Genomic DNA, 23508 nt, shown 5'->3' on the forward strand with positions numbered 1-23508 from the left:
CTGAAGAATCGAAGCAGCTCTCTTTCAACTCCCTTTGTATATTTTTCAATCAATTAATTTTTTAACGGTGCTACTAACGCATTGTCGCACTGGTTAGACCAAAATGGGAGCGCGCGTTAATAGCCTATAGTCCATAAAAGAAAAACGCCACGTAAAAACGTGGCGTTTAGCGGCTTTATTTTGCTTACGAGCGCTTCATCATGTCGAAAAATTCGTCGTTAGTCTTGGTCATCGCCAGCTTATTAATGAGGAATTCCATCGCGTCGATTTCGCCCATAGGGTGAATAATCTTACGCAGGATCCACATTTTCTGCAGCTCTTCCTGGGTGGTGAGCAGCTCTTCTTTACGGGTACCGGAACGGTTGTAGTCGATAGCCGGGAAGACGCGTTTTTCAGCAATCTTACGCGAGAGGTGCAGTTCCATGTTGCCTGTACCTTTAAACTCTTCGTAGATAACCTCATCCATTTTGGAGCCGGTATCGATAAGCGCGGTCGCGATGATGGTCAGGCTGCCGCCCTCTTCCACGTTACGCGCGGCGCCGAAGAAGCGCTTCGGACGGTGCAGGGCGTTGGCATCCACACCACCGGTAAGAACTTTACCTGATGCAGGCACCACGGTGTTGTAGGCGCGCGCCAGACGGGTAATGGAGTCGAGCAGAATAATCACGTCTTTCTTATGCTCAACCAGACGCTTCGCCTTCTCGATCACCATTTCGGCAACCTGAACGTGGCGGGATGCCGGTTCGTCGAAGGTAGAGGCAACCACTTCGCCTTTCACCAGACGCTGCATCTCGGTCACTTCTTCCGGACGTTCGTCAATCAGCAGCACCATCAGTACGCAGTCGGGGTGATTATAGGCGATGCTCTGCGCGATGTTCTGCAGCAGCATGGTTTTACCCGCTTTCGGCGGCGCCACAATCAGGCCACGCTGACCACGACCAATCGGTGAAGCGAGATCCAGAACGCGTGCGGTCAGGTCCTCGGTAGAACCGTTACCACGCTCCATACGCAGGCGAGAGTTCGCGTGCAGCGGCGTTAAGTTCTCAAAGAGGATCTTGTTGCGCGAGTTTTCCGGCTTATCGTAGTTAACTTCATTAACTTTCAACAGCGCAAAGTAGCGTTCACCCTCTTTCGGAGGACGAATCTTACCTGAAATGGTGTCACCAGTGCGGAGGTTGAAACGGCGGATTTGGCTGGGGGAAACGTAGATGTCATCGGGACCGGCAAGGTAGGAGCTGTCTGCGGAGCGGAGGAAACCAAATCCGTCTTGCAGTATCTCCAGCACACCGTCGCCAAAGATATCTTCGCCACTCTTAGCGTGCTGCTTCAGGATGGCAAAAATGATGTCCTGCTTGCGCATGCGAGCCTGGTTTTCCAGTCCCATATTTTCGCCGAGAGTAATCAGCTCAGAAACCGGCGTATTCTTTAATTCGGTAAGATTCATAATGGTGTGGGTTCTTAAACTCGGGGTAATTCTCGAACTTAATGTTGTGAATGGTATGGCAGGGTCATCCATGCCTGTTAACGGCCATCATCTCATGTCTGATCGCGGTCTGGTCAAAGAGAAAGAGCACAGAACTGAAACGACAAGACGGATTGAGTGACAAGCCCGGAATCTATCCACTTCTCGCGCCGTTTACATACGGCGGAAAGTATCGGGTAAAACAGAACGACAAGGTATGTTTAAAACGAAGTCATAAGTAACTTAGCATGACTAAAGCCGGGCGTCCAGAGATCCGGCTTAAATCGGATCCCAGACGCCACGGACAGAGAAGCCTTACGCCAGATTCGCGTCCAGGAACTCTTTCAGCTGACCTTTGGACAGCGCGCCTACTTTGGTTGCGGCCACTTCGCCGTTTTTGAACAGCAGCAGGGTCGGGATACCGCGAATGCCATACTTCGGCGCGGTGCCCGGGTTCTGGTCGATGTTCAGCTTGGCAACGGTCAGTTTGCCCTGATATTCGTCAGCGATCTCATCCAGAATCGGGGCGATCATTTTGCAAGGACCACACCATTCAGCCCAGAAATCGACGAGGATCAGCCCGTCGGCTTTAAGTACGTCCGTGTCAAAACTGTCGTCAGTCAGGTGAATAATTTTATCGCTCATATATAACTCCACAGGAATAAGCCTGGCGTGTTGGTGTAGGATAAATCAACGGCCTGTTGATGTCGCATTAACCAACTAAAGGTTGACTTTATTTCACCGGATACGCTTTCGTAAAGCAATAGTAAGCTGATATTCTACCACACTATGAGCAAAACACATTTAACAGAACAGAAGTTTTCCGACTTCGCCCTGCACCCTAAAGTCATCGAAGCCCTTGAAAAGAAAGGGTTTCATAACTGCACGCCCATTCAGGCTCTCGCACTGCCATTAACCCTGGCAGGCCGCGATGTTGCAGGGCAGGCGCAAACCGGTACTGGCAAAACGATGGCGTTTTTGACGTCAACGTTTCATTATTTACTCTCTCATCCCGCAATTGCTGACCGAAAAGTTAACCAACCGCGCGCGCTAATTATGGCTCCGACGCGAGAACTGGCGGTGCAGATTCATGCGGATGCAGAACCGCTCGCCGAGTCCACCGGGCTTAAGATTGGTCTGGCCTACGGCGGCGACGGCTACGATAAACAGCTCAAGGTGCTGGAAAGCGGCGTCGATATTCTTATTGGCACCACCGGTCGCCTGATTGACTACGCCAAGCAGAACCATATTAACCTCGGCGCCATTCAGGTAGTGGTGCTGGACGAAGCCGATCGCATGTACGATCTCGGCTTTATCAAAGATATCCGCTGGCTGTTCCGCCGCATGCCGCCTGCTGCCCAGCGCCTGAACATGCTCTTCTCCGCTACGCTCTCTTATCGCGTGCGCGAACTGGCGTTTGAACAGATGAACAACGCCGAATATGTCGAAGTGGAGCCGGAACAGAAAACGGGCCACCGCATTAAAGAAGAACTTTTCTATCCGTCTAACGAAGAAAAAATGCGTCTGCTGCAAACGCTCATTGAAGAAGAGTGGCCGGATCGTGCGATCATCTTCGCTAACACCAAGCACCGCTGTGAAGATATCTGGGGCCATCTGGCTGCGGATGGGCACCGTGTCGGCCTGCTGACGGGCGACGTGGCGCAAAAGAAACGCCTGCGCATTCTGGATGAGTTTACCCGCGGCGATTTAGACATTCTGGTGGCAACAGACGTGGCTGCGCGCGGTCTGCATATCCCTGCCGTCACCCACGTGTTTAACTACGATCTGCCGGACGATTGCGAAGATTACGTTCACCGCATTGGCCGTACCGGTCGCGCGGGGGCCAGCGGCCACTCCATCAGCCTCGCCTGTGAAGAGTATGCGCTGAACCTGCCGGCGATTGAGACCTATATCGCGCACTCGATCCCGGTCAGCAAATATAACCCGGACGCTCTGTTGAGCGAACTGCCGCCGCCGAAGCGCCTGACCCGCGCCCGCTCCGGTAACGGTCCGCGCCGTACCGGCGCACCGCGTAATCGTCGTCGTTCAGGTTAAAAAATGTTATGCGCACCACGCCCTCGCTCTATGCAGCTATTGATCTAGGTTCAAATAGTTTTCATATGCTGGTTGTGCGCGAGGTGGCGGGAAGCATACAAACCCTCACGCGCATCAAACGTAAGGTCCGCCTCGCCGCGGGCCTGAGCCACGACAACATCCTCTCCCGGGATGCGATGGAGCGCGGCTGGCAATGCCTGCGCCTCTTTGCCGAACGCCTGCAGGATATTCCTCACAGTCAGACCCGTGTTGTGGCTACCGCCACGCTGCGTCTGGCGGTAAACGCGAAGGAGTTTCTTGCCAAAGCGGAGGCAATTCTCGGCTGTCCGGTACAGGTCATCTCCGGTGAAGAAGAGGCCCGCCTGATTTATCAGGGCGTTGCCCATACAACCGGCGGGGACGATCGCCGCCTGGTCGTCGATATCGGCGGCGCCAGCACGGAGCTGATTACCGGCACCGGCGCGCAGGCAACCTCGCTGTTCAGCCTCTCGATAGGCTGCGTTACCTGGCTGGAACGCTACTTCTCAGACCGCCATCTCGCGCAGGAAAATTTTGACGAGGCGGAAAAGGCGGCCCGCGACGTGCTGCGTCCAGTAATCGAGGCGTTGCGTTATCACGGGTGGAAGGTCTGCGTCGGCGCCTCCGGCACCGTACAGGCGCTGCAGGAGATCATGATGGCGCAGGGGATGGATGAACGTATCACCCTTGCCAAGCTCCAGCAGCTGAAGCAGTGCGCCATTCAGTGCGGGCGTCTGGAAGAGCTTGAAATCGAGGGGCTGACGCTTGAACGGGCGCTGGTATTCCCGAGCGGGCTGGCGATCCTGATCGCTATCTTTACCGAGCTAAACATCAGCGGCATGACGCTGGCTGGCGGCGCGCTTCGCGAAGGGCTGGTCTATGGCATGCTGCATCTGGCGGTCGATCACGACATTCGCAGCCGCACGCTACGTAACATCCAGCGTCGGTTTATGGTGGATACCGAGCAGGCCAACCGCGTGGCAAACCTGGCCCTCGCCTTGTTTAACCAGGCGGAAAAAGCCTGGAAACTGGAGCCAGTCGGCCGCGAACTGCTGGTAAGCGCCTGTCAGCTGCATGAAATTGGCCTGAGCGTTGATTTCAAACAGGCGCCTCAGCACGCCGCCTATCTGGTGCGTAACCTGGATCTGCCCGGCTTTACCCCGGCACAGAAAAATCTGTTAGCCACGCTACTGCTCAATCAGACCAACCCGGTCGATCTCTCGTCCCTCCACCAGCAGAATGCGGTGCCGCCGCGCGTGGCGGAGCACCTCTGTCGCCTGCTGCGCCTGGCGATCCTCTTTGCCAGCCGTCGTCGCGACGATCTTCTGCCGCAAGTCATGTTGCAGGCCGAAGAGGAGAGCCTGGCGTTAACCCTGCCTGATGGCTGGCTGGAGACCCATCCGTTAGGGAAAGAGTTAATCGTGCAGGAAAGCCAGTGGCAAAGCTATGTTCACTGGCCTTTACGGTATAACGATAAATCTGAGGCCAGCATCGCAGGATAAGTGTCGCAAGGAGTCGCCATGCGGGAAGAGCTGGATTTTAAGTCGCTGCGTTTTTTCTCTGCGCTCTACAGACTGGGAAACGTCTCACCGGCGGCCGACGCGCTGAACATCAGCCAGCCGACCGGCAGTCAGCTTCTGAAAAAGCTGCGCGACTATTTTGACGATCCGCTTTTTGTCCGGGTTGGACAACGTATGTCGCCCACTCCTCGCGCCGATACGATTGCCCATACGGTCTTCGCCATTCTGCAACTGGCAGATAACGAGCTGCCTGCTAATCCTGAATTTGTTCCGCAAACCAGCAGGCGAAATTTTACGCTCGGCATGACCGACATCAGCCAGATGACCCTCCTGCCCTCGCTGCAAAAACAGCTGCAGCAGCAGAATGCGGAAGGCATCACCTTCTCCATTCTGAATATTGATGAGCAAACGCTGGGGGCGCTCGAATCCGGGAAATGCGATTTAGCCGTTGGCTATCTGATGCAACTGCCGGATAACGTCTACCAGCAGCGCCTGTTTAACCAGTCCTTCGTTTGCCTGGCGGCGGAAAATCACCCGCGTATTCACGAGGCTTTTACCACGACCCACTGGCGGGAAGAAAAACATCTGGCGATCCATGTCAACGGAACCGGACATGGCGATATCGATAAATGGCTTCATGAATATGGTATGCCCCGGCATATTGCCCTTACCCTTCCCAGCTTTCTCGGCATCGGCGAACTCATTGCCGACAGCGATCGGGTAGCGGTGGTGCCTGAGCAACTGGCGCACTATATCAGCAAGCGCTATCCCTGCCGCTGCTGGCCGTTACCCTTTGGACTGCCGGACATCGCCATTCGCCAGATCTGGCATCAGCGTCTGCATCGTGATCCGGGCCATGTCTGGCTACGCTCGCTGGTCGCGGCCGTGAGCGCAGACTATAGCTGAAGAGCAACCTTCTATTCGTTTTCCCGATAGTCACTATAAAGATCCCGATATTGCTGGCCGCTTATTAAACGCTCTATTCTCCTCTCATCGATTCTCGTGAATGAACAAAGCAGAGGAATAAATTATGCGTGGTAAAATCGCTCTAGAAGAACATGTATCCACACCCGCAAATAACAGCCTGTGGGATTCTACCGGCGAAGCCGCAAGAAACGGCTCAGAATATATGAAAGATGTTGAGCGCCGCTTATTGGATCGCAGCTATCAGCTTGATGAAATGGCGCAAAGGAATATCGATCACGTTATTCTTTCTCTGACCTCCCCGGGTGCACAGTCTATTCTGGATAAAGCTAAAGCGGTAACTTTTGCCCGCGAGACTAACGATTATATTATTGAAAATTACGTTAAGCCTAACCCGGATAAATTCAGCGCCTTTGCTACGCTGGCGCTGCAAAATCCTGAAGCCGCAGCGGATGAACTGGAGCGTGCGGTGAAAAAACTGGGCATGAAAGGGGCATTAATTAACGGCTATACCAATATTAAAGATAATGAGCATGGCCTCTATCTGGACGATGAATCCATGCTGGTTTTCTGGGATAAAGTGAATGAGCTGAAGGTGCCGGTTTACCTGCATCCGCGTGAACCGCTGGAAGGCCCGGCGCGCGGCATTTACACCGGCTATGAAAGCCTGATTGGTTCCGCCTGGGGTTTTGCGCAGGAAACCGCCGTTCACGCTATCCGCCTGATGATGAGCGGTTTGTTTGACCGTTACCCTGACCTCAACATCGTGTTGGGTCATCTGGGTGAAGGCCTGGTGCATATGTTGCCGCGTACCCAGCACCGTCTTTATCGCCAGCGCTTCGGCATTGGTCTGGGTAAAGCGGAAAAACCGCTGATGCATTATCTGCAGAATAACTTCATCGTGACCACCAGCGGCCATTTCAATACCTATTCTTTACAGAATGCGATTGATATTATGGGCCCGGACCGCGTGATGTTCTCGGTTGATTATCCTTATGAAGATATCCATCAGGCATGCGACTGGTTCGATCCGCTGGAGCTGGAGACCGAACTGAAAAATAAAATCGCCTGGGGTAACGCCAGCCGCGTCTTCCATATTGATTAATTGCTTTTTTATTACGAGGGCCTGTCATCAGGCCCTTTTCTTTTTTAGCACAAGGAGAAAATGCCATGCCGGTAGGTATTTTTGTTTGCAGTGGCTCATTATTAGCCGGGGCACTATGTGGAGCCTCCCTTAACCGTTATATCCCGGATCATTTTAAAAAGACATTACCGCTAATTGCCGGGCTAATTTCAATCAGCATGGGGGTATTCTTCCTTAACAAACTGATAAATTTACCCCCGATTGCGCTGGCAATTATTGTCGGGACGATTATTGGCGGTCTGCTAAATATTGAAAAGCGGATCGAGAAAATAGGTGCCAGGCTCCGCGTCCCGATTGAGCGAATCTTTCCGGCTAAAGAGAGCGCCGTCATGGATGCGGAGGATTTTATTAACCAGTTTATTGCGGTCCTGATTCTGTTTTGCGCCAGCGGCACCGGTATCTTTGGCGCCTTAACGGAGGGTATGACGGGCGACGCCACCATCCTGTTTACCAAATCGATTCTCGATTTCTTTACCGCGGCTATCTTCGCCTCCGCGTTAGGTTACATTATCGCCGTGATCTTTGTACCGCAGCTGATCGTATTTGCCATTCTCTTTGTCGCCGCTGGCTTTATTATGGCGATGATCAGCCCTTCCATGATCGCTGACTTCACCGCCTGCGGCGGCATTATCATGCTGGCAACCGGGTTTCGCCTGTGTGGCATCCGCGCGTTTCCTACGGCGAACATGCTACCGGCGCTCGTTCTGGTGATGCCCTTCTCAGCATGCTGGCAACACTTTATCGCCTGATAGTTACGCTTTCTTCGCTTTCGCCATCATCGCCCGGATATTGGCGATGTTGGCCTGCCCTTTTTGCATCCTCTCTTCAGGCGTAATGACCTTTCGCTCCTGCTCCCAGATGAGATCGTCCTGCGGCAGCTCCAGCAGAAAGCGGCTCGGCTCCGGACGCACCAGCTCGCCATACTGACGTCGCTCTTTGCATAGCGTAAAGGTCAGCTCCTTCTGGGCGCGGGTGATGCCTACATAGGCCAGACGGCGCTCCTCATCGACATTATCTTCATCGATGCTGCTCTGGTGAGGCAGTAATCCCTCTTCCATTCCCACCAGATAGACGTAAGGAAACTCCAGCCCCTTCGAGGCATGAAGCGTCATGAGCTGCACCTGATCTGCCTCTTCTTCGCTTTCGCCGCGCTCCATCATATCGCGCAGGGTAAAGCGGGTGACCACCTGGGTGAGCGTCATCGGCTCATCAATCTCTGATCCTTCCAGCATCTCGGTCATCCAGCTGAAGAGCTGGTTAACGTTTTTCATGCGCATCTCCGCCGCCTTCGGGCTGGCGGAGGTTTCATAGAGCCAGGATTCATAGTCGATACCGCGGATCAGATCGCGTACCGCTACCACCGGCTCGCGCTCGGCAAGACGCTGGATCTCCCCCAGCCAGTGGGTGAAACGGGTGAGCGACTCATAGCCGCGCCCGCTCAGCGTCTGGCTTAGCCCCATATCAAAACTGGCGGTAAAGAGGCTTTTATTACGGGTCATCGCCCATTCACCCAGCTTTTGGAGGGTGGCGGGGCCAATCTCACGCTTCGGCGTATTAACGATGCGCAGGAAGGCGCTGTCGTCGTCCGGGTTGGTCAGCACGCGCAGATAGGCGAGCAGATCCTTAATTTCGGGACGCGAGAAGAAGGAGGTCCCGCCGGAAATTTTGTACGGAATGCGGTTCTGCATCAGCATCTTTTCAAAAACACGCGACTGATGATTACCGCGATAGAGAATAGCGTAATCTTTATAGGCAGTTTTATTGACGAAATGGTGGGCGATAAGCTCCCCGGTAACCCGCTCGGCCTCATGATCCTCGTTGTTGGCGCTGAGTACTTTCAGTTCCGTGCCGTAGCCCAGCTCGGAAAAGAGGCGCTTTTCAAAAACGTGCGGGTTATTGGCGATCAGGATATTGGCCGCTTTCAGGATGCGCCCTGAGGAGCGATAGTTCTGCTCCAGCTTGATCACCTGCAGCGCCGGGAAATCCTTGCTCAGCAGCACCAGGTTCTGCGGACGTGCGCCGCGCCAGGAGTAGATGGACTGATCGTCATCCCCTACCACGGTGAATCGCGCGCGCTGCCCTACCAGCAGCTTTACCAGTTCGTACTGGCTGGTGTTGGTATCCTGATATTCGTCCACCAGCAGGTAGCGGATCTTGTTCTGCCAGCGTTCCCGCACCTCAGCGTTACGCTGCAGCAGCAGGGTCGGCAGCAGGATCAGATCGTCAAAATCCAGTACGTTGCACGCTTTCATATGCGCATCATACAGACCATAGCAGTGGGCGAAGATCCGATCGCGCTCACCTTTCGCCGCAGCCGCCGCCTGCGCGGGCGTCAGCAGATCGTTTTTCCAGTTAGAGATCGTCGAGATCAGCTGTTGCAGCAGCGTCTTGTCGTCTTCGATCAGCCCTTCGGTCAGCTCTTTCAGCAGCGCAACCTGATCGGTATCGTCAAACAGCGAAAAGTTAGATTTCATCCCCAGCGCCGCGTATTCGCGCTTAATGATATCCAGCCCCAGGGTATGGAAGGTGGAGATCATCAGGCCGCGCGCCTCTTTACGCCCCAGCGTTTGCGCCACACGCTCTTTCATCTCCCGCGCCGCCTTGTTGGTAAAGGTTACCGCGGCGATATGCCGTGCCTGATAGCCGCAGCCGCGGATCAGGTGGGCGATTTTATTGGTGATCACGCGCGTTTTGCCGGATCCCGCCCCCGCCAGCACCAGGCAAGGTCCGGTGACAAATTCGACGGCGTGTTGTTGTCCGGGGTTTAAACGCATAAGCAGGTCACTCAATGAAAGTCGGGAGGGGGAATTTAGAGCGTGGTAGTATAGCCAGCCTCAACCACCCCACTCAAGGTACGATCATGGCAAAAACGGCAGCAGCACTGCATATCCTTGTTAAAGAAGAGAAACTGGCGTTAGATCTTCTGGAGCAGATTAAAAACGGCGCCGACTTCGGCAAACTGGCGAAAAAACACTCTATCTGCCCGTCAGGTAAACGCGGCGGCGACCTGGGCGAGTTCCGCCAGGGGCAGATGGTACCGGCGTTCGACAAAGTGGTTTTCTCCTGCCCGGTACTGGAGCCGACTGGCCCACTGCATACGCAGTTCGGCTATCACATCATTAAAGTGCTGTACCGTAACTGATAACAAACCCGGGGGAGCCAAAGCTCCGGGCTTTGCCGGATGGCGGCTGCGCTTTATCCGGCCTACAAAATGCAAAAAAGCCGGGTGGCGGCTGCGCCTTACCCGGCCTACGTCTTAACGTTTGGTAGGTCGGGTAAGCGAAGCGCCACCCGACGAGGGTATTAACCCGCTACCGCGATACGCTTCATATCGGTCATGTAGCCGCGCAGTTTCTGGCCTACCTGCTCAATAGCGTGGCTACGAATTGCGTCGTTCACATCGCGCAGCTGCGCGTTGTCTACCGCACCTTCCACAATCGCTTTGCCCAGATCGCCCGGCTGGATTTCCGCCATAAACGGCTTCAGCAGCGGTACGCAGGCATAAGAGAAGAGGTAGTTGCCGTACTCAGCGGTATCGGAGATAACCACGTTCATCTCGTAAAGACGCTTACGGGCGATGGTGTTGGCAATCAGCGGCAGTTCATGCAGCGATTCGTAGTAAGCGGACTCTTCGATGATGCCGGAATCAACCATGGTTTCAAATGCCAGCTCAACGCCCGCTTTCACCATCGCGATCATCAGTACGCCCTTGTCGAAATACTCCTGCTCGCTGATTTTGCCCTCATACTGCGGCGCGGTCTCAAACGCGGTTTTACCGGTCTCTTCACGCCAGGTCAGCAGTTTCTTGTCGTCATTCGCCCAGTCCGCCATCATGCCGGAAGAAAATTCGCCAGAGATGATGTCATCCATATGTTTCTGGAACAGCGGCGCCATGATCTCTTTCAGCTGTTCAGAGAGCGCATAAGCACGCAGTTTCGCCGGATTGGAGAGACGGTCCATCATCAGCGTAATGCCGCCCTGCTTCAGCGCTTCGGTGATGGTTTCCCAGCCGAACTGAATCAGTTTCTCGGCGTAGGCCGGGTCAGTGCCTTCTTCCACCAGCTTGTCGAAGCAGAGCAGAGAGCCCGCCTGCAGCATACCGCACAGGATGGTCTGCTCGCCCATCAGGTCAGATTTCACTTCCGCGACAAAAGAGGATTCCAGCACGCCCGCACGGTGACCGCCGGTGGCGGCTGCCCATGCTTTGGCAATCGCCATCCCTTCGCCTTTCGGATCATTTTCCGGGTGAACCGCGATAAGCGTCGGTACGCCGAAACCACGCTTGTACTCTTCACGCACTTCCGTACCCGGGCATTTCGGCGCCACCATCACGACGGTGATGTCTTTACGGATCTGCTCTCCCACTTCAACGATGTTGAAGCCGTGGGAGTAACCCAGCGCCGCACCGTCTTTCATCAGCGGCTGTACGGAACGCACAACGTCAGAGTGCTGCTTGTCCGGAGTCAGGTTAACCACCAGATCCGCCTGCGGGATCAGCTCTTCGTAGGTACCCACTTTAAAGCCGTTTTCGGTCGCTTTACGCCAGGAAGCGCGCTTCTCGGCAATCGCCTCTTTACGCAGGGCGTAGGAGATATCCAGACCGGAGTCGCGCATGTTCAGGCCCTGGTTCAGACCCTGTGCGCCACAGCCAACGATAACCACTTTTTTACCCTGAAGGTAGCTCGCGCCATCAGCAAATTCCTCGCGGCCCATAAAGCGGCATTTGCCCAGCTGCGCCAGCTGCTGGCGCAGGTTCAGTGTATTAAAGTAGTTAGCCATGGGTGATACCTCGTGATGTTGTGTTGTCGTGCTTATTGTTCGGTTCGCAAATTTGATTTGCGAGAATGTACCCACATTACAACAGGAAATTTATTGCGGAAATTGATATATTCACAACGTCACATTGCAATTTTTGCAATGTAAAAAGAGGGAGTGGAATCGGTGGATTTACGCGATCTGAAAATGTTCCTGCATCTGGCGGAAAGCCGCCACTTTGGCCGCAGCGCCAGGGCGATGCACGTCAGCCCTTCCACGCTGTCGCGCCAGATCCAGCGCCTGGAGGAAGACCTCGGCCAGCCGCTTTTCGTGCGCGATAACCGCACCGTCACCCTCACGGAAGCAGGTGAAGAGCTGCGCATCTTTGCCCAGCAAACCTTGTTGCAGTATCAGCAGCTGCGGCACACCATCGACCAGCAGGGGCCGTCGCTTTCCGGCGAGCTGCATATTTTCTGCTCCGTCACCGCCGCCTACAGCCATCTGCCCCCCATCCTCGACCGCTTCCGCGCGGAACATCCTTCGGTTGAAATTAAGCTCACTACCGGCGATGCCGCCGACGCGATGGAAAAAGTGGTCACGGGCGAAGCGGATCTCGCCATTGCCGGGAAGCCCGAAACCCTGCCGGGTGCGGTGGCGTTCTCGATCCTGGAGAATCTGGCGGTGGTGCTGATTGCCCCGGCGCTGCCCTGCCCGGTGCGTAACCAGGTATCGGTAGAGAAACCGGACTGGTCCACGGTGCCGTTTATCATGGCCGATCAGGGACCGGTACGCCGCCGCATCGAGCTGTGGTTCCGCCGTCAGAAAATCAGTAACCCGTTGATTTACGCCACGGTCGGCGGCCATGAGGCGATGGTGTCGATGGTAGCGCTCGGCTGCGGCGTAGCGCTGCTGCCGGAAGTGGTGCTGGAAAACAGCCCGGAGCCGGTGCGCAATCGCGTGATGATTCTGGAGCGCAGCGACGAGAAAACGCCGTTCGAGCTTGGCGTGTGCGCACAAAAAAAGCGGCTGCATGAGCCGCTTATTGATGCGTTCTGGAAGATATTGCCCAACCACTAAAGCCGGGTGGCGCTGCGCTTACCCGGCCTACACGCAGTTCAACCCTTAGAACGTAGGCCTGATAAGCGCTGCGCCATCAGGCATTTTCCCGAACCATTTAACCCGCCAGGAAGAACCGGAACGCCGGGTTATGGGTTTCGTCATGACACTCATAGCCCAACTCGTTCAGCCGGGTTTCGAAATCCGGCTCATGCTCGCCCAGCTCGAACGCTGCCAGCACACGGCCATAGTCGGTGCCGTGGCTGCGATAGTGGAACAGGGAAATATTCCAGTGAGTGCCGAGCGTATAGAGAAACTTCAGCAACGCACCCGGTGATTCCGGGAATTCAAAGCTGTAGAGACGCTCCTGTAACGGTTTGGAAGGCCGTCCGCCGACCATATAGCGCACGTGTAGCTTCGCCATTTCGTCGTCGGAGAGATCCACCACGCTGTAACCGCCCTCGCGCAGCAGGCTCAGGAACTCTTTGCGCTCCTCCAGTCCGCGGCTTAAACGCACACCGACAAAAATGCAGGCATCTTTCGCATCGGCAAAACGGTAGTTAAACTCCGTCACCGAACGGCCGCCGAGCAGCTGGCAGAACTTGAGGAAGCTGCCCTTCTCTTCCGGAATGGTGACAGCCAGCAGGGCTTCACGCTGTTCCCCCAGCTCGCAGCGCTCGGAAACGTAGCGCAGGCCGTGGAAGTTCACGTTAGCTCCCGAAAGCACGTGCGCCAGACGCTCGCCGCGAATGTTGTGCTGTACGATATATTTCTTCATTCCCGCCAGCGCCAGCGCGCCGGACGGTTCTGCCACCGCACGCACATCTTCAAACAGATCTTTCATCGCCGCACAGATGGCGTCGCTGTCCACGGTGATAATGTCATCCAGACAGGCTTCGCAGAGACGGAAGGTTTCATCGCCGATGCGTTTCACCGCCACCCCTTCGGCAAACAGCCCGACGCGTGGCAGATCCACCGGCTGTCCCGCATCCAGCGCCGCCTTCAGACAGGCTGAATCTTCCGCTTCCACCGCGATCACTTTGATCTGCGGCATCAGCTGTTTGATCAACACCGCCACGCCCGCCGCCAGCCCGCCGCCGCCGACCGGCACAAAGACGCGGTCAAGATGGGCGTCCTGCTGCAACAGCTCCAGCGCCAGCGTCCCCTGTCCGGCAATAACCATCGGATGGTCGAACGGTGGCACCCAGGTGAAACCCTGCTGCTGCGCCAGCTCAATCGCCTTCGCTTTTGCTTCATCGAAATTGGCGCCGTGAAGCAGCACTTCGCCGCCGAAGCCGCGCACCGCATCCACTTTGATATCAGCGGTGGCGACCGGCATAACAATCAGCGCCTTCAGGCCGAGCCGCGCAGCGGAAAAGGCCACCCCCTGCGCGTGGTTACCCGCCGAGGCGGTAATAACGCCGCGCGCTTTTTGCGCGTCGCTCAGTCCCGACATCATCGCGTAGGCGCCACGCAGCTTAAAGCTGTGGACGGGCTGCCGGTCTTCACGCTTCACCAGGATGACGTTATCGAGGCGCGAGGAGAGTTTTTCCATCTTTTGCAGCGGCGTAACCTGTACCGCTTCATAGACCGGCGCACGCAGTATCGCCCGAAGATATTCCGCCCCATCGGGGGCGGCGGATAAGGGTTGCGATTCGGCCATGATTAGCCTCCCAGTTTGGACTTGTCGCGCACGGCGCCTTTGTCCGCACTGGTCGCCAGACTCGCGTAGGCACGCAGGGCGAAGGAGACTTCACGCTGACGATCTTTCGGCGTCCAGGCTTTATCGCCGCGCGCTTCCTGAGCTTCACGACGGGCAGCGATCTCCTGGTCGCTCAGCTTCAGCTGAATGCCGCGATTCGGAATGTCGATTTCAATCAGATCGCCATCTTCGATAATGGCAATATTGCCGCCGCTTGCCGCTTCCGGAGAGACGTGGCCGATGGAGAGGCCTGACGTGCCGCCAGAGAAACGACCATCGGTGATCAGCGCACAGGCTTTACCGAGGCCCATCGATTTCAGGAAGGTGGTCGGGTAGAGCATCTCCTGCATCCCCGGGCCGCCTTTCGGCCCTTCGTAGCGAATAACCACCACGTCGCCTTCCACCACTTTGCCGCCGAGAATGGCGTCTACCGCGGCCTCCTGACTCTCATAGACTTTTGCCGGACCGGTGAATTTCAGAATGCTGTCATCCACGCCCGCCGTTTTCACGATACAGCCGTTTTCCGCGAAGTTACCGTACAGCACGGCCAGACCGCCATCTTTGCTGTAAGCGTGTTCCAGCGAGCGGATGCAGCCTTCAGCGCGGTCATCATCCAGCGTCTCCCAGCGGCAATCCTGCGAGAATGCCTGGGTGGTACGAATGCCTGCTGGCCCGGCGCGGTACATATTTTTCACCGCGTCGTCTTTGGTCAGCATGACGTCGTATCTGTCCAGCGACTCCGGCAGCGTCAGGCCGAGCACGTTTTTCACGTCACGATTTAACAGCCCGGCGCGATCCAGCTCGCCGAGAATACCAATAACGCCCCCCGCACGGTGGACATCTTCCATATGGTATTTCTGGGTACTCGGGGCGACTTTACACAGCTGCGGCACTTTGCGGGAGAGCTTGTCGATATCGCTCATGGTGAAGTCGATTTCCGCTTCCTGCGCGGCCGCCAGCAGGTGCAGAACGGTGTTGGTAGAGCCGCCCATGGCGATATCCAGAGTCATCGCGTTTTCGAACGCCGCTTTACTGGCGATATTGCGCGGCAAGGCGCTTTCGTCATCCTGCTCATAATAGCGTTTGGTCAGCTCCACGATGCGTTTACCAGCATTCAGGAACAGCTGCTTACGATCGGCATGGGTCGCCAGCAGCGAACCGTTGCCCGGCTGAGAAAGGCCCAGCGCTTCGGTCAGGCAGTTCATGGAGTTGGCGGTGAACATACCGGAACAGGAGCCACAGGTCGGGCAGGCGGAACGTTCAACCTGGTCGCTCTGCTCGTCGGAGACTTTCGGGTCCGCCCCCTGAATCATCGCATCGACCAGGTCGAGCTTGATAATTTTGTCGGAAAGCTTTGTCTTACCCGCTTCCATCGGACCGCCGGAGACGAAGATCACCGGAATGTTCAGGCGCAGGGAGGCCATCAGCATCCCCGGGGTGATTTTGTCGCAGTTGGAGATACAGACCATCGCGTCAGCGCAGTGGGCGTTGACCATATACTCTACCGAGTCGGCGATCAGCTCACGTGACGGCAGGGAGTAGAGCATGCCCCCGTGCCCCATCGCGATACCGTCATCCACCGCAATGGTATTGAACTCTTTCGCCACACCGCCGCTGGCTTCGATTTGCTCGGCAACCAGCTTGCCAAGATCGCGCAGGTGCACGTGTCCCGGCACGAACTGGGTAAAGGAGTTGACCACAGCGATAATCGGTTTGCCGAAATCGGCATCGGTCATTCCGGTTGCGCGCCACAGTGCGCGGGCGCCCGCCATATTGCGGCCGTGTGTCGTGGTGGCGGAACGGTACTTAGGCATGCTTTTTACTCCCAGTCTCTGTCTGATAAATGGGACGGTGCGTGCCGTCCCATCTTTTATTTATTGATTAACCTGATCCAGCCAGCCGTATTTATCTTCTGTTTCGCCAGTAAAGAGGCCAAAGAAGGCTTGCTGTATACGCTTGGTCACCGGGCCACAACGGCCTGCGCCCACCTGAATACCATCTACGCTACGCACCGGCGTGATTTCTGCCGCAGTGCCGGACATGAACACTTCATCCGCCAGGTAAAGGGACTCACGGGAGAGCACCTGCTCGCGCACTTCGATACCGAGGTCTTTCGCCAGTTTGATGATCGCGTCGCGGGTGATGCCCGGCAGCGCGGAGGAGGTAAACGGCGGGGTAAAGAGCACGCCATCTTTTACTTCAAACAGGTTTTCGCCCGCCCCTTCGGAGAGGTAACCATTCACATCCAGCGCGATCCCTTCCTGATAGCCGTGACGGCGCGCTTCGCTACCCACCAGCAGGGAGGAGAGATAGTTACCGCCCGCTTTTGCGGCGGTCGGAATGGTGTTTGGCGCGACGCGGTTCCAGGAAGAGACCATTGCGTCGATCCCCTGATCCAGCGCTTCCGCGCCCAGGTAAGCGCCCCACGGGAACGCGGCAATGATCACATCGGTGGTATAGCCTTCTGGCGGGTTGACCCCCATACCGACGTCGCCAACAAAGACCAGCGGACGAATATAGGCGCTGGTAAGGTTGTTTTTGCGCAGCACGTCGCGACACGCTTCCATCAGTTCATCCACGCTCTGGGAAACCGGGAAACGATAAATTTTGGCTGAGTCATGCAGACGCTGCATATGTTCGCGATGGCGGAACACCACCGGTCCTTTGTGAGAGTCGTAGCAGCGGATACCTTCAAAAACGGAGGTACCGTAGTGCAGCGCGTGGGACATCACGTGGACTTTAGCCTCTTCCCAACGAACCATCTCGCCATTGAACCAGATGTAATCAGCTTTTTTTGTTGTCATTTTTTCTTCCTGTCACGCTTAAGCGCGGATTTGTTGTGATGTTGTGGTGCTCTGACAGATGGCGACGTGGGCGACATCCACCAGCTTGCTTAACTGACTAAACAGTAAGTCCACTGACCGCGGGCTGGCAACGGTCAGCGCGATATTTATGTTCTGCGCATCGGCAGCGGTTTCCATATTCATGGAACAAATTTGAAAGCCGCGATGACGGACCACGCGTAATACGCGCTCCAGCGTTTCCGGGTTGAAGCGAGCCTGAACGGCGACCTGATGTTGCATCATGATAATTTCTCCATCATTTGGGCATTACTGGCACCGGGAGGCACCAACGGCCAGACGTTCTCAAGTTCATCGATTGAGACATGAAGCAGGTAAGGCCCTTCGCTTGACAGCATGGCGTCGAGAGCCGCTTCAACCTGGTCTTTACGAGTGATGTGCTGGCCCGGGATGCCGAAGGCACTGGCCAGAACGAGGAAATCGGGGTTATCGGTCAGGGTGGTTTCGCTGTAGCGCTCCTCGAAAAAGAGTTGCTGCCACTGGCGAACCATCCCTAAACGCTGGTTATCGAGCAAGACGATTTTCAGCGGTAACTGTTTACGCTTAACGGTGCCGAGCTCCTGGACATTCATCATGAAAGAGCCGTCGCCGGAGATACAGATCACGGTATCGTTCGGACGGGCAACCTGTGCGCCAACGGCGGCTGGCAGGCCAAAACCCATGGTCCCCAGCCCACTGGAGGTGATGAAGTTTTCCGGGCGGGTGTAGGTCATGTGCTGGGCTGACCACATCTGGTGCTGGCCCACGTCGGTGGTAACGACGCAGTCTGCTGGTTTACGATCCGAGAGCTGCTTTAATAACAACGGCGCGTAGATTCCCTCCCCCGGATGGTCATAACGCCAGGCATAGTCGGCACGCATGCCGGTGGTATGCGAACGCCACTCATCAATGTGCAATGGCTGTTGTAACGCAGGCAGCAGCGCGTTCAGATCGCCCTGCAATGCCACATGCGCCTGGCGCAGTTTGTTCATTTCCGCCGGGTCGATATCCATATGGATCACGTTGGCGTTGGGGGCGAAGGTATTCAGCCTGCCGGTCACGCGGTCGTCAAAACGTGCGCCAACGGCGATAAGCAGATCGCACTCCTGCACCGCCAGGTTAGCCGCTTTGGTGCCGTGCATCCCCAGCATGCCCAGATAGTAAGGAAAATCTGCCTCTACCGCGCCCAGTCCTTTCAGCGTACAGACCGCCGGCATCACCGTTGTCGCAAGGAATGTACGCAGCGCCGGTACCGCCTGCGCCATGCCAACGCCACCGCCTGCATAAAGTACCGGTTTCTGCGCCTGCGCCAGCATCCGGCGTGCCTCTTCAACCGCCTCATGCGGGAAAGCGTCTTCATTTTCTACAGTGGAGAAATGGGGTTCCAGATCGCCCTGGGCTAACTGGATATCTTTCGGGATATCGACCAGTACCGGACCGGGGCGGCCTGAGCTGGCGACCTGAAAAGCTTCCGCCATAACGCGTGGCAGCTCTTCGATGGACTGCACCAGAAAGCTGTGCTTGGTGCAGGCCAGCGATAACCCGAGGACATCCACCTCCTGAAACGCATCCGTACCGATAAATGGCGCGGCGACCTGACCGGTAATCGCCACCACAGGAACAGAATCAAGCAGGGCATCAGCCAGGCCGGTAATGAGGTTAGTCGCACCCGGTCCGGAGGTGGCCATACAGACACCGGTCCTGCCCGTCGCACGCGCGTAGCCGATGGCCGCCATCGCTGCGCCCTGCTCGTGTCGGCACAGGAGGTGTTCAACGCCGCCGTCATACAATGCATCGTAAATCGGCATAATTGCGCCGCCTGGATAACCGAATACTGTTTCGACTCCCTGCGCCCGCAACGCATGTACTACCCACTGTGCCCCGTTCATAGTTAGTTCCCCGTCATAAATCGGGAGAAACAGAATTTTGTGCTATTACTCATTCTCTGCTCCTCATTATTATTTTTTAGTCATAAAAAAACCCCCGGACCTTTCGGTGCGGGGGTCTTAGTTCGTTAAGGCCTGATTTTTAAGCCTTTCCTCGTCCAAGTGCAGCCCCGCACGGTGGGATAATAATCACCACCACGCTAATCACGACCAGGCTAATCACTCGTAGAAGGGCTGTCATTTTCAGTTCTTTTTGCATCTTGTTCGAAGGAATGCCTAAAGAGTTATCACAGATATCAAAGCAAGCACAAGATTTTTTTATGACGCACTTACTTAGCAGGCGAATGGATTTAACTAAAACGATTGTTTTATAAGGCTAAAAATTAAAAATGAATAATTTTCATTTTTTTATGCACAAGGGCGACCGATAAAACGTGAATCAGGGGATTGCGAGCCTGGTTCCGAAAAAATGTAAGACTTACATTATGCTGCGAAAAGAGAGGAAACTGCCTCGTAATGCTAACAAATCACATTAAAAAAACGGCAAAGAGAATGGCATAGTCGCAGCCTCAGGAGGAGTCATATGTCATTGTCGGTTGTTTACACACGCGCCGCATTAGGAGTTAAGGCACCCCTTATTACCGTTGAGGTTCATCTCAGTAATGGCCTGCCGGGGCTGACGCTGGTCGGGCTTCCGGAGACCACGGTTAAGGAAGCCAGAGACCGTGTCCGCAGCGCTATCATCAATAGCGGTTATACCTTCCCTGCCAGGAAGATCACCATTAACCTGGCGCCTGCCGATCTGCCTAAAGAGGGAGGGCGATATGATTTACCTATCGCTATCGCGCTTCTCGTCGCGTCTGAGCAGCTAAACAGCCCGAGGCTTAGCTCGTACGAGTTTATCGGCGAACTGGCGCTCACAGGCGCACTGAGAGGGGTTCCCGGGGCGATATCGGGCGCGCTGGAGGCCCTGAAGGCGGGACGCGAAATTATTGTTGCCAGTGATAATGGTGCTGAGGTAAGTCTTATAGAAGATAAGGGATGTCTGATAGCTGGTCATTTACAGGAGGTCTGCGCTTTTCTCGAAGGGAAACACCTCCTGGCAGAACCTGAGGACAATCCGGCTGTTTATACAGAAAGCAGGGATGACTTAAGTGATATTATCGGACAGGAGCAGGGAAAGCGGGCACTGGAGATTACGGCGGCGGGTGGGCACAACCTGTTGTTGATAGGCCCGCCAGGCACAGGCAAAACGATGCTGGCCAGCCGTTTGAATGGCCTGCTGCCGCCCCTGACCAATCATGAGGCGCTGGAAAGCGCAGCGATCCTGAGCCTGGTTAACGCTACTTCCCTCTATACCCAATGGCGACAGAGACCCTTTCGCGCCCCTCATCACAGCGCTTCCCTGAACGCAATGGTTGGCGGCGGCGCTATTCCTGCGCCGGGGGAGATCTCCCTTGCCCATAACGGTATTTTATTTCTGGATGAATTACCCGAGTTTGAACGTCGTGTTCTGGATGCGCTCAGGGAACCCATAGAATCCGGGCAAATCCATATCTCGCGTACGCGGGCTAAAATCAGCTACCCGGCACGCTTTCAGCTCGTGGCGGCGATGAATCCCAGCCCCACAGGCCATTATCAGGGCAATCATAACCGCTGTACGCCTGAACAGACGTTGCGCTATCTCGGACGTCTTTCTGGCCCCTTTCTCGACCGCTTTGATCTATCCATTGAAATTCCGCTTCTGCCTCAGGGATTTCTTAGTCAGACAAATAGGCGGGGTGAATGTACAGCTACCGTCAGGGCGAGAGTGATCGCCGCACAGGCCCGGCAGTATGCCCGTCAGGAAAAACTTAATAGCAGGCTCGAAAACGCGGAAATCCGTCAGTTTTGCGAACTTGAAGAGGCAGATGCGCGCTGGCTGGAGGAGACACTGACACGGTTTGGCCTTTCGGTAAGGGCCTGGCAGCGGTTGCTGAAAGTTTCACGCACAATTGCCGATCTGGAAGCGTGCGACTTGATTACACGGAGCCATTTACAGGAGGCACTGAGCTACCGGGCCATCGATCGACTTTTACTGCACTTACAAAAATTGCTGGCATGAAAAAAGGGGCCGAAGCCCCTTTCATCATTAATCGTCTGAATCGGTGTAATCTTCAGCACCTTCTACCTGTGGCTTACCGCCAGAAAGGGTGTGAAAACGCTTCGGACGCTTGATACGGGACATGTACTTACTCCATACACGTTCCGCTTCAGTGACTGGCTCACGTTCACCGCGGCAAACAGCAACGAAAGCCTTTTCGTCTTCAGTTGCCGGTTCGCGTTTGCCCAGATCCAGCTCGTTAAAGGCATAACCATGGCGCTCTAACAGTTGCGCCTCTTTAATGGTGAAATCGCCGTGACGAGAGAACCCACGTGGATAATGTTTATTGTCGAAAAATCGATTAGTCGTCGTAAAGCTTTCCGCCATCCTACACGCTCCTAATTCTTTGGCCGAGCTATTTATGGCGCGGAGTATTAGTTACGCTTGACAGAGAGTAAAACAAAACATTTAAATCATAACGACAAATAAATTTGCGGAGAGAGATGTGGATACGGAATTGTTAAAAACCTTCCTTGAAGTGAGCAGAACACGCCACTTCGGGCGTGCCGCGGAAGCGCTCTACCTGACGCAGTCAGCGGTGAGTTTTCGTATTCGTCAGCTGGAGAACCAACTCGGCGTAAATCTCTTTACTCGCCACCGGAATAACATACGTCTGACACCTGCCGGTGAAAAGCTTCTGCCATATGCAGAAACGTTGATGAGCACCTGGCAAACAGCGCGTAAGGAGGTGGCGCAGACCTCCCGGCATAATGAATTTTCAATCGGTGCAAGCGCCTCTCTGTGGGAGTGTATGCTGAGCGCCTGGCTCAGCCGGCTGTATCGTTCACACGGGTATCTGCAATTTGAAGCACGAATTGCACAGCGGCAATCACTGGTTAAGCAGCTGCATGAGCGCCAGCTGGATCTGCTGATCACGACGGAGGCGCCGAAAATGGATGAGTTCAGCAGCCAGGTCTTGGGGCAATTCAGCCTTGCGCTTTACGCCTCGGAACCGGCCAGAACGAAAGCCGAGCTGAGCTATTTACGTCTGGAATGGGGTCCTGATTTTCATCAGCATGAGGCGGGTTTGATTGCCGCTGACGACGTGCCGGTTCTGACAACCAGTTCTGCAGAGATCGCCTGCCAGCAGCTCTCTTCTCTCAAGGGTTGCACCTGGCTGCCGATGAATTGGGCCAATAAAAAGGGTGAATTACATACCGTGACTGATTCGGCTACGCTGCAAAGACCGCTCTATGCGATCTGGCTGCAGAACAGCGATAAACAGGAACAGATAAAAGATGTTTTAAAAATCAATGTAATGGAATGATACAAAATTGCATGGATGCAGACAGATAAAAACGAAAGGGTATCTTACAGACAAAAAAAATCCTTTGCCGAAGCAAAGGATTTTTCTCTTTCTGGCAGGGGCGGAGAGACTCGAACTCCCAACACCCGGTTTTGGAGACCGGTGCTCTACCAATTGAACTACGCCCCTAAATAGGGTGGCGGAACGGACGGGACTCGAACCCGCGACCCCCTGCGTGACAGGCAGGTATTCTAACCGACTGAACTACCGCTCCACCGAATACTTCTTTACACACCGGTTTAATGCCCCGGTTTACTGCTTAATTTGATGCCTGGCAGTTCCCTACTCTCGCATGGGGAGTCCCCACACTACCATCGGCGCTGCGGCGTTTCACTTCTGAGTTCGGCATGGGGTCAGGTGGGACCACCGTGCTAAAGCCGCCAGGCAAATTCTGTTATCTGTATCAGGCTGAAAATCGGTCTCTCACGCCAAAACATCTTCGGCGTTGTAAGGTTAAGCCTCACGGTTCATTAGTACCGGTTAGCTCAACGCATCGCTGCGCTTACACACCCGGCCTATCAACGTCATCGTCTTTAACGTTCCTTCAGGAGACTCGAAGTCTCAGGGAAGACTCATCTCGGGGCAAGTTTCGTGCTTAGATGCTTTCAGCACTTATCTCTTCCGCATTTAGCTACCGGGCAGTGCCATTGGCATGACAACCCGAACACCAGTGATGCGTCCACTCCGGTCCTCTCGT

The 23508-nt window shown here is 55.2% G+C and carries 21 protein-coding genes, 2 tRNA genes and 2 rRNA genes; 9 read left to right on the forward strand and 16 right to left on the reverse strand.

All coding sequences use genetic code 11. The annotated features are described in order from the left end of the window. Positions 1-184: 184 nt before the first annotated feature. The gene (rho, locus tag BN3796_RS00850) at positions 185-1444 is read right to left on the reverse strand and encodes a transcription termination factor Rho (RefSeq protein WP_061706582.1); all 1260 of its coding nucleotides are present in this window, start codon (positions 1442-1444) and stop codon (positions 185-187) included. Positions 1445-1777: 333 nt separating this feature from the next. Next, positions 1778-2107: a thioredoxin TrxA gene (trxA, locus tag BN3796_RS00855; protein WP_006179218.1), complete on the reverse strand. Its 330-nt coding sequence runs from the start codon at positions 2105-2107 to the stop codon at positions 1778-1780. 144 nt (positions 2108-2251) lie between these two features. On the opposite strand from trxA, the gene rhlB reads away from it, so the two are divergent. The 5 genes from rhlB to BN3796_RS00880 all read left to right on the forward strand — a co-directional run bounded on the left by rhlB (position 2252) and on the right by BN3796_RS00880 (position 7872). After that, the gene (gene rhlB / locus BN3796_RS00860; RefSeq protein ID WP_061706583.1) at positions 2252-3517 is read left to right on the forward strand and encodes an ATP-dependent RNA helicase RhlB; all 1266 of its coding nucleotides are present in this window, start codon (positions 2252-2254) and stop codon (positions 3515-3517) included. Between the two features lie 8 nt (positions 3518-3525). Next, complete coding sequence (gppA, locus tag BN3796_RS00865; RefSeq protein ID WP_061706584.1) at positions 3526-5037, forward strand: guanosine-5'-triphosphate,3'-diphosphate diphosphatase; 1512 nt, start codon at positions 3526-3528, stop codon at positions 5035-5037. Positions 5038-5055: 18 nt separating this feature from the next. Beyond that, entirely contained in the window at positions 5056-5961 is a 906-nt protein-coding gene (locus tag BN3796_RS00870) for a LysR family transcriptional regulator (protein WP_061706585.1), read from the forward strand. A gap of 124 nt (positions 5962-6085) precedes the next feature. After that, on the forward strand, positions 6086-7084 hold the full coding sequence (locus BN3796_RS00875; protein WP_061706586.1) for an amidohydrolase family protein: 999 nt from the start codon (positions 6086-6088) through the stop codon (positions 7082-7084). A gap of 65 nt (positions 7085-7149) precedes the next feature. Further along, complete coding sequence (locus BN3796_RS00880; protein WP_061706587.1) at positions 7150-7872, forward strand: DUF554 domain-containing protein; 723 nt, start codon at positions 7150-7152, stop codon at positions 7870-7872. A gap of 3 nt (positions 7873-7875) precedes the next feature. On the opposite strand, the gene rep is transcribed toward BN3796_RS00880, so the two are convergent. Then, entirely contained in the window at positions 7876-9897 is a 2022-nt protein-coding gene (rep, locus tag BN3796_RS00885) for a DNA helicase Rep (RefSeq protein ID WP_061706588.1), read from the reverse strand. An 86-nt stretch (positions 9898-9983) separates the two neighbouring features. On the opposite strand from rep, the gene ppiC reads away from it, so the two are divergent. Beyond that, the gene (gene ppiC, locus BN3796_RS00890; protein ID WP_001140251.1) at positions 9984-10265 is read left to right on the forward strand and encodes a peptidylprolyl isomerase PpiC; all 282 of its coding nucleotides are present in this window, start codon (positions 9984-9986) and stop codon (positions 10263-10265) included. 161 nt (positions 10266-10426) lie between these two features. On the opposite strand, the gene ilvC is transcribed toward ppiC, so the two are convergent. Next, entirely contained in the window at positions 10427-11902 is a 1476-nt protein-coding gene (gene ilvC / locus BN3796_RS00895; protein ID WP_061706589.1) for a ketol-acid reductoisomerase, read from the reverse strand. 162 nt (positions 11903-12064) lie between these two features. Here ilvC and ilvY point away from each other — a divergent pair, with 162 nt between their 5' ends. Next, entirely contained in the window at positions 12065-12955 is an 891-nt protein-coding gene (ilvY, locus tag BN3796_RS00900; RefSeq protein ID WP_061706598.1) for an HTH-type transcriptional activator IlvY, read from the forward strand. A 97-nt stretch (positions 12956-13052) separates the two neighbouring features. Here ilvY and ilvA read toward each other — a convergent pair whose 3' ends face one another. The 7 genes from ilvA to ilvL all read right to left on the reverse strand — a co-directional run bounded on the left by ilvA (position 13053) and on the right by ilvL (position 19603). After that, a complete protein-coding gene (gene ilvA / locus BN3796_RS00905; RefSeq protein WP_061706590.1) occupies positions 13053-14597 on the reverse strand; it encodes a threonine ammonia-lyase, biosynthetic in 1545 nt (514 codons plus the stop codon). A gap of 2 nt (positions 14598-14599) precedes the next feature. Then, entirely contained in the window at positions 14600-16450 is a 1851-nt protein-coding gene (ilvD, locus tag BN3796_RS00910) for a dihydroxy-acid dehydratase (protein WP_061706591.1), read from the reverse strand. A gap of 60 nt (positions 16451-16510) precedes the next feature. After that, a complete protein-coding gene (ilvE, locus tag BN3796_RS00915) occupies positions 16511-17440 on the reverse strand; it encodes a branched-chain-amino-acid transaminase (protein WP_061706592.1) in 930 nt (309 codons plus the stop codon). 18 nt (positions 17441-17458) lie between these two features. Further along, the gene (gene ilvM, locus BN3796_RS00920) at positions 17459-17722 is read right to left on the reverse strand and encodes an acetolactate synthase 2 small subunit (protein WP_061706593.1); all 264 of its coding nucleotides are present in this window, start codon (positions 17720-17722) and stop codon (positions 17459-17461) included. Continuing rightward, the gene (gene ilvG / locus BN3796_RS00925) at positions 17719-19365 is read right to left on the reverse strand and encodes an acetolactate synthase 2 catalytic subunit (protein ID WP_061706594.1); all 1647 of its coding nucleotides are present in this window, start codon (positions 19363-19365) and stop codon (positions 17719-17721) included. The genes ilvM and ilvG overlap by 4 nt, the downstream gene beginning before the upstream one ends. 2 nt (positions 19366-19367) lie before the next feature. Further along, positions 19368-19418 (reverse strand): peptide IlvX, encoded by a 51-nt coding sequence (gene ilvX, locus BN3796_RS20625; RefSeq protein ID WP_148381721.1) that lies wholly within the window; start codon positions 19416-19418, stop codon positions 19368-19370. A gap of 86 nt (positions 19419-19504) precedes the next feature. Next, positions 19505-19603 (reverse strand): ilv operon leader peptide, encoded by a 99-nt coding sequence (ilvL, locus tag BN3796_RS19740; RefSeq protein WP_001311244.1) that lies wholly within the window; start codon positions 19601-19603, stop codon positions 19505-19507. 342 nt (positions 19604-19945) lie between these two features. On the opposite strand from ilvL, the gene BN3796_RS00930 reads away from it, so the two are divergent. Beyond that, positions 19946-21466, forward strand: coding sequence for a YifB family Mg chelatase-like AAA ATPase (locus BN3796_RS00930; RefSeq protein ID WP_061706595.1), 1521 nt, complete (start codon positions 19946-19948; stop codon positions 21464-21466). 27 nt (positions 21467-21493) lie between these two features. On the opposite strand, the gene maoP is transcribed toward BN3796_RS00930, so the two are convergent. Beyond that, complete coding sequence (gene maoP / locus BN3796_RS00935) at positions 21494-21832, reverse strand: macrodomain Ori organization protein MaoP (RefSeq protein WP_061706596.1); 339 nt, start codon at positions 21830-21832, stop codon at positions 21494-21496. Between the two features lie 88 nt (positions 21833-21920). Here maoP and hdfR point away from each other — a divergent pair, with 88 nt between their 5' ends. Then, entirely contained in the window at positions 21921-22772 is an 852-nt protein-coding gene (gene hdfR / locus BN3796_RS00940) for an HTH-type transcriptional regulator HdfR (RefSeq protein ID WP_407681200.1), read from the forward strand. 92 nt (positions 22773-22864) lie between these two features. Here hdfR and BN3796_RS00945 read toward each other — a convergent pair. The 4 genes from BN3796_RS00945 to BN3796_RS00960 form a co-directional block, all read right to left on the reverse strand. Continuing rightward, positions 22865-22940, reverse strand: a tRNA-Trp gene (locus tag BN3796_RS00945). Between the two features lie 8 nt (positions 22941-22948). Next, positions 22949-23025: transfer RNA gene (locus tag BN3796_RS00950), tRNA-Asp, on the reverse strand. Positions 23026-23080: 55 nt separating this feature from the next. Beyond that, positions 23081-23196, reverse strand: a 5S ribosomal RNA gene (gene rrf, locus BN3796_RS00955). A gap of 64 nt (positions 23197-23260) precedes the next feature. Continuing rightward, positions 23261-23508 (reverse strand): 23S ribosomal RNA (locus tag BN3796_RS00960); the annotation flags it as partial.

Origin of the sequence: Pseudenterobacter timonensis (genome assembly GCF_900021175.1) — a bacterium.
Taxonomy (GTDB): Bacteria; Pseudomonadota; Gammaproteobacteria; order Enterobacterales; family Enterobacteriaceae; genus Enterobacter; species Enterobacter timonensis.